The sequence below is a fragment of the Hominilimicola sp. genome, from assembly GCF_046972485.1.
In the GTDB taxonomy this organism is placed as follows: Bacteria; Bacillota; Clostridia; order UBA1381; family UBA1381; genus Hominilimicola; species Hominilimicola fabiformis.
The window spans coordinates 1-6,591 of the sequence record NZ_JBKVWU010000122.1 but is presented as its reverse complement, the minus strand read 5'-3'; the positions used below and the strand labels follow the sequence as shown (position 1 = coordinate 6,591).

Sequence of the window (6,591 nt, the reverse complement as noted above, 5' to 3'; positions counted from 1 at the left end):
ATATATATCTTTGGTCTAAAGGCTGACGAAGTTGCCGCAAGAGTTAAGTATGCGGGAACTGATGAAGTTAAGAATATCTACTCATCAAACGCAAGCCTAAGACACGCACTTGAACAGCTTGTTGACGGTTCAATCGTTCCGGGCAGCAACCAAATGTTCAGAGATCTGTATCAAACATTGTTGTTTGGTGACTACGGATTCCCTGACACATATATGGTAATCAGAGATTTTGAAGAATATATGAAGACTCAAGAAAAGATGTCTGCTGATTATCAAGACAGAGATAAGTGGATTGAAAAGGCAATCTTGAATACTGCAAGTGCAGGATTCTTCTCAAGTGACAGAACTATTGAAGATTACAATAAGAACATTTGGCACTTGACACCAATTAAATAATAAAAATAAAGAAGTGACTTAGGTCACTTCTTTTACGATAAAGGGGTAAATATGGATATAGAGCATAATTCCAGAGAAAAATTTTATAGATTTCCTTTCGGAGCGGTGACTCGCGGCGGTGAAGTCAGATTGCGTTTGGCTGTGTCGGGCGCAGGTATTCCGTCGGCGGTTCGTCTTGTCTATATGGAGGATGGCAAGGGCGAAGTCCGAAAGGATATGCCGTATATTTTTGATGTCGGTGACCACTGCATATATTCGGTGAACGTGAAAATGCCTGAAAAAGCAGGACTTGTTTGGTATTATTTTGAACTTGAAACCGAAAGAGGTATGGTTTATTACGGCAACAATTCAAAACAACTCGGCGGAATTGGTGAAATGTGTTTTAATTCACCGAGTAATTCGTATCAGATAACTGTTTATAACGAAGATTACAAAACTCCGGATTGGTTTAAAACTGGTATTGCGTATCAAATTTTTGTAGACAGATTTTGCAACGGCAACGAAAACGGAGAATTTTTAGGGAATCGTACAGATATAATAAAGCGTAATTGGGGCGAACAACCGTTTTATAAAGCCGAACAATTTGGCGGTGAGTATAAAGCAAATGACTTTTTCGGCGGTAATTTGAAAGGTGTAATTAAAAAATTGCCGTATTTAAAAGATTTGGGAATATCGGTAATTTACTTAAATCCGATATTCAAAGCATACTCAAACCATAAATACGATACGGGCGATTATGAAACAATCGATCCGATGTTTGGTGATGAGGAAACATTTAAAGAGCTTTGTTCAAAAGCAAAAGAAATGGGAATACGCATAATTCTTGACGGAGTATTTAACCATACGGGAAGTAACAGCCGTTATTTTAATAAATACGGCGAATACGACAGCATTGGCGCTTATCAGTCGAAGGAATCACCGTATTACACTTGGTTTAGATTTATGGATTGGCCTGATGTGTATGAATCATGGTGGGGAATGACGACCCTTCCGCAGATTGAAGAACACAGTGAAGAATGTCGTAAGTATTTGCTTTCGGACAAAGATGCAATCGTTAAAAGATGGATAAAGAACGGTGCGTCCGGTTGGCGACTTGATGTTGTCGATGAATTACCGGGATTTTTCGTTAAAGAACTTAGAGAAAACGTAAAGAAAGCCGATAAAGATGCAGTTATTATAGGTGAAGTTTGGGAAGACGCGTCAAATAAGTCCGCTTACGGTGAAAGACGTGAATATTTCTTGGGTAAGGAGCTTGACTCCGTTATGAATTACCCAATGCGCAGAGCGTTGATTGACGCGGTAAGCGGAAGAATTGACGTTGAAGAATTTGATGCACGTCTTATGAGCATTAAAGAAAATTACCCTGCACCTGCTTATTATTCGCTTTTGAATATAATAACAAGTCACGATGTCGAAAGAATAATGACCCGTATGGGTGATGCACCGTCAAGACACGAAATATCAAAAGATTTTCAGGCGAGCTTTAAACTTGACGGCTATGCACTTGAACTTGCCAAGGAAAAAGCAACTTTAGTAGTCGGACTGCAGATGATGCTTCCTGGTGTGCCTTGTATATATTACGGTGACGAAATCGGTATGCAGGGATATGGAGATCCGTTCTGCCGTCAGACATATCCATGGGATAATGTTGACGAAGTTGACAAGGGCGGAAGAATCAGACAACGCTATAAGAATATGATTAAATTGAGAAACAGTTCAAAGGCATTCTCAATCGGCGATTTTGAATGTGTTCATAAAGTCGGACACGTGTACGGTTTTGTACGTTGTTATCATGATGAAAAATATCTTATTGTTGCCAATCTGGGTACAAGAGAAGAAAGAGCACGTGTAGATGTTGCGAGATACGGTATGAGAAAACTAAAATGTCAAACGAGTGACGATAACAGCTTGCTTGAATCGTCTGACGGTATTCATTTTATTGATATGCCGAGATTATGGATAAAGGTTTACAAGGTGGAAAAATAATGCAAGGTAAATTTTCGGATTATTTGCTTGTTTCGGATATGGATGCAACGTTGCTTAATGACGATCACACCATATCCGAAGAAAACAGACAAGCGATAGATTATTTCATAAAAAACGGCGGACGGTTTACTGTCGCAACGGGAAGAATGGTTGAGGCGGTTCGTGCATATATGCCAAATTTGCACATAAATGCACCGGCGGTATTACATAACGGTGCGAAGATATATGACTATGAAAAAGATTGTGCGGTATTTGAACGATTTATTGAGGAAAACAGAAAACAGGCAATAAAGCGTGTATATGATGATTTTCCGCAAATAGGTTTGGAAGTGTACAGTGATGAAATTGTGTACGTTTACAGAGAATGTGAGGAAACAAAGCGATTTTTGACACGTAGCTATGAGGTGGTTTATAGTTTGCCCGATGAAATTTGGCAAAAACCTTGGATAAAGGTGCTTTTGATTGGTGAAAGAGAACTGCTTGACAAGTACGAGCCGATATACAGAGCCGAATATGATAACGGCTATGCGGTCAGAAGCGGTGACAAGTATCTTGACGTTGTTGCGAACGGAGTTTCAAAGGGGAAGGGAATGCTTGATATGGCGAAAAAAATCGGTATTGAGCAGAACAACATTATAGCTGTCGGTGACAATATGAATGATATTTCAATGTTGGAAGCAGCGGGAATTTCGTATGCAGTTGAAAACGCAGAAGAAAGCGTGAAAAAAATCGCGGACAACTTAGCACCGTCTAACAACGGCAGTGCTATCGCATATATCATAAACAGACTTGAAAAAATTGTAAAAATACAAAATTAAGGCTTGAAATATCGGCAGTTTTATGTTAACATAACTCTATAAAAAGTATTTAAGGAGGTATTTATGTTTAACATATCACTGTTGCTTTCGGCGGCTGTTATTATAATTTGCGTACTTGCAAATAAGTTATCAAACAAAATCGGAATGCCTGTACTTATTGCGTTTATCGCACTTGGTATGGTGTTCGGTTCGGACGGAATACTTAAAATTCCTTTTGAAAATTACAGCTTTGCAGAACAGATTTGTTCTGTTGCGCTTGTATTTATTATGTTTTACGGAGGTTTCGGCACTAAATTAAGCGAGGCTAAACCTGTGGCAGTAAAGGCACTGTTGTTGTCGAGCGTGGGAGTTATTTTCACGGCGGCTCTTACAACAGTGTTTTGTTTTTTTGTTTTAAAAATAAAATTGCTCGAAAGTATGCTTATCGGTGCGGTTATGAGTTCTACTGACGCAGCGTCTGTGTTTTCGGTACTGCGTTCAAAAAATCTTAACTTGAAGTATAACACTGCGTCAATGCTTGAAATGGAAAGCGGAAGTAATGACCCGTTTGCATATATGCTGACCGTTATAGTTCTGTCGTTTATGAAGGGCGAAAACAGTGTCGGACAGATGGTTTACAGTATAGTCGCACAAATTGTTTTCGGTGTTTTGATAGGTTTTCTGATTGCACTCGGTGCAGTATGGTTTATGAAACATTTCACTTTTAATACATCGGGTTTTGACGCGGCGTTTGTGCTTGGAGTGGCGGTGCTTGCGTACGCATTGCCGACATTGGTCGGCGGAAACGGTTATCTCAGTGCGTACATAGTAGGTATCGTTTTGGGAAATCAGAACATAAATAATAAAAAATCACTTGTACATTTTTTTGACGGAATGACCGGACTTATGCAAATGCTTATATTTTTCCTTTTGGGACTTTTGTCGTTCCCGTCAAAAATATTAACTGTTTTGTTGCCGTCAATATTTATAGCACTGTTTATCACATTCGTTGCAAGACCGTTGGCGGTTGCGACTGTGCTTGCACCGTTTAAAACAAAAATTTCACAATATCTTGTTGTGTCGTGGGCAGGTCTCAGAGGTGCGGCGTCAATTGTGTTCGCAATAATGGCTATGGTAGGCGGTGTGACAATGGAGCAGGACGTTTTCCATATTGCATTTTGCGTTGTATTGTTTTCAATTACGCTGCAAGGGTCGTTTCTTCCGTTTGTCGCAAGTAAAACGAATATGATTGACAAGACCGGTTCTGTACTGAAAACGTTTAACGACTATTCGGAAGAAACGGAAATTAATTTTATTCGCTTGAATATTGACAGCGGTAACAGATGGATTGACCGTGCGGTAAAGGATATTTCACTTCCGCCGCAAATGCTTTTTGCGGCTATTTACAGAAATGACGAAACGATTATTCCGAACGGTGAAACGGTAATATATGAGGGTGATACGATAATTCTCGGTGCACCGTCACACGGAATAAACGGTGATGTTCGTTTTAGGGAAATTTCGGTGAATGACAGAAAAAATTGGCGTGGAAAAAGTATGGCTGAAATTGAATTTCCCGACGGCTATCTTGTTATTATGATAAAACGCGGTGATGATGTCGTTATTCCTGTCGGAAGTACGATAATAGAAAAAAATGATGAGCTTGTGCTGGTTTCAAAATAAAAAACATAATATTCAAAAAATCACATCATATGATGTGATTTTTTTTGTTAGCTTAAATATATGGTTTTGTTACAGGAAAAGGTTCAGAGCCTAGTGAACGCAGAAGTTGCATTCCTGCGGAACGTGCGTCTGTGACGGCGGTTTTAACCGATGACGCCTCACCTGTGAAAATTATAATCACTTCATTTGAATGGCTTGTACCGCTGTCCGGACGAAGTGTTTTTATCAATTCGACACCGGCAGATTTTAACGCAATATCTGCGATTACCATACCAATCGGAGCAGGTGACGCACATACAAAGCCGAACGGTCTGCCTATCGGCACATCAAATGCCTTGTTGATAGCCTCACCGCACCTTGCACTGTACTGGAATTCCATGTGACCTGCTTCACTTATGTATATTTCGCCGGCATTTATGTCTATGTATTCAAGCGCTAATTCAACGGCTCTCTTAACGTCGGCAGGTGTTTCACCGCCGATTATGATAAAGTTTCCGTGACCGCCCCAGCCTTTTGTATCACGCGGGATTTCGATAGAGATAACCTCTGTCGAAGTAGCTTTAACCGCATCGTCAACGGCTTGAATTTGTGCTCCCGCACCTGTACGGGAACCGATAAGGCCGACCGCGTGGAACTTTTCCGGGATATTCATTTGTTTTCTTAAATCGTCATCAATATTGGCGATATAAAGACCGATTGTATCGCAAACGCCGACACCGACAAACTGTGTCATACCGCATTTCCCGAACATATCGTTATTCATAATATCCCTCCCTAAACCAGTCTTATATATATTATATCATTATTTTAACCTTTTTGCAATCCTAAAATGAATTGTTATACATCAAAATGTAGAAAATTTCAAATAAGTATTGATATTTAGGGCAATTTTTGATATTATATAGAGTATTGAAATAAAAATACATTAGGAGTTGAAGATATGCCTGCTTGGGTTGTTGATTTGTTAAACCGCTTGAACTCTACATTTGTGGTAGACGGACGTTGGCAGTGGTTTGTTAGTGGATTGGGATATACGCTTTTAATATCTCTTTTCTCGGTATTGTTGGGTTTGGTAATCGGTATTCTGATGGCACTTATGCGTCTGTCAAAAAGTAAGATTTTAAGAGCCGTTTCGGGAATTTATATTGATATTATCCGCGGTACGCCGACAATGGTGCAGTTGCTTATAATTTATTTTGTTATTTTTGCAAATGTGCATATTGATAAGTGGGTAGTCGGATTTATTGCATTCGGTATAAACAGCGGTGCGTATATTGCGGAAATCGTCAGAGGCGGTATATTGTCCGTAAATATCGGTCAGACTGAGGCGGGACGTTCGCTTGGTATGACGCATAAACAGACTATGGCAAGCATTGTTATGCCGCAGGCTATGAAAAATATTCTGCCGGCGCTTGGTAATGAATTTGTTGTATTGATAAAAGAAACAGCCGTAATCGGTATGATTGCGAATATCGACCTTGTCGGAGCGGCAAGAAAGGTACAGAGCCTTACATATGATTACCTTATACCGCTTTTGTCAATAGCAGTTATATATTATGTTGTTATAAAGATTATAAGTACGTTGCTTTCTAAAGTTGAAAAAGGTATGAGAAAGGCGGATAAGAGATGATAAAGGTTACCGGTTTAAAAAAGCATTTTGGAGATTTGGAAGTATTAAAGGGAATTGACCAGCACATAAAACAAGGCGAAAAGGTTGTTGTTATAGGTC

At 39.6% G+C, this 6,591-nt stretch carries 6 protein-coding genes and 1 pseudogene; 6 read left to right on the top strand and 1 reads right to left on the bottom strand.

Annotation, left to right across the window (positions count from 1 at the left end):
* The 4 genes from ACLTU0_RS10075 to ACLTU0_RS10060 form a co-directional block, all read left to right on the top strand.
* A partial coding sequence (locus ACLTU0_RS10075; RefSeq protein ID WP_412322307.1) for a glycogen/starch/alpha-glucan phosphorylase occupies positions 1 to 396 on the top strand: 396 nt, incomplete at its 5' end.
* Between the two features lie 51 nt (positions 397 to 447).
* Complete coding sequence (locus ACLTU0_RS10070) at positions 448 to 2,382, top strand: glycoside hydrolase family 13 protein (RefSeq protein ID WP_412322306.1); 1,935 nt, start codon at positions 448 to 450, stop codon at positions 2,380 to 2,382.
* Positions 2,382 to 3,200, top strand: coding sequence for a Cof-type HAD-IIB family hydrolase (locus tag ACLTU0_RS10065; protein ID WP_412322305.1), 819 nt, complete (start codon positions 2,382 to 2,384; stop codon positions 3,198 to 3,200). The genes ACLTU0_RS10070 and ACLTU0_RS10065 overlap by 1 nt, the downstream gene beginning before the upstream one ends.
* 63 nt (positions 3,201 to 3,263) lie before the next feature.
* Positions 3,264 to 4,862, top strand: a complete 1,599-nt coding sequence (locus ACLTU0_RS10060; protein ID WP_412322303.1) for a potassium/proton antiporter — start codon at positions 3,264 to 3,266, stop codon at positions 4,860 to 4,862.
* A gap of 52 nt (positions 4,863 to 4,914) precedes the next feature.
* Here ACLTU0_RS10060 and pduB read toward each other — a convergent pair whose 3' ends face one another.
* The gene (gene pduB / locus ACLTU0_RS10055) at positions 4,915 to 5,625 is read right to left on the bottom strand and encodes a microcompartment protein PduB (RefSeq protein ID WP_412322302.1); all 711 of its coding nucleotides are present in this window, start codon (positions 5,623 to 5,625) and stop codon (positions 4,915 to 4,917) included.
* Between the two features lie 177 nt (positions 5,626 to 5,802).
* On the opposite strand from pduB, the gene ACLTU0_RS10050 reads away from it, so the two are divergent.
* A complete protein-coding gene (locus ACLTU0_RS10050; RefSeq protein WP_022229032.1) occupies positions 5,803 to 6,492 on the top strand; it encodes an amino acid ABC transporter permease in 690 nt (229 codons plus the stop codon).
* A pseudogene (gene glnQ, locus ACLTU0_RS10045) lies at positions 6,489 to 6,591 on the top strand (glutamine ABC transporter ATP-binding protein GlnQ); the annotation flags it as partial. The gene ACLTU0_RS10050 and the pseudogene glnQ, both read left to right, overlap by 4 nt.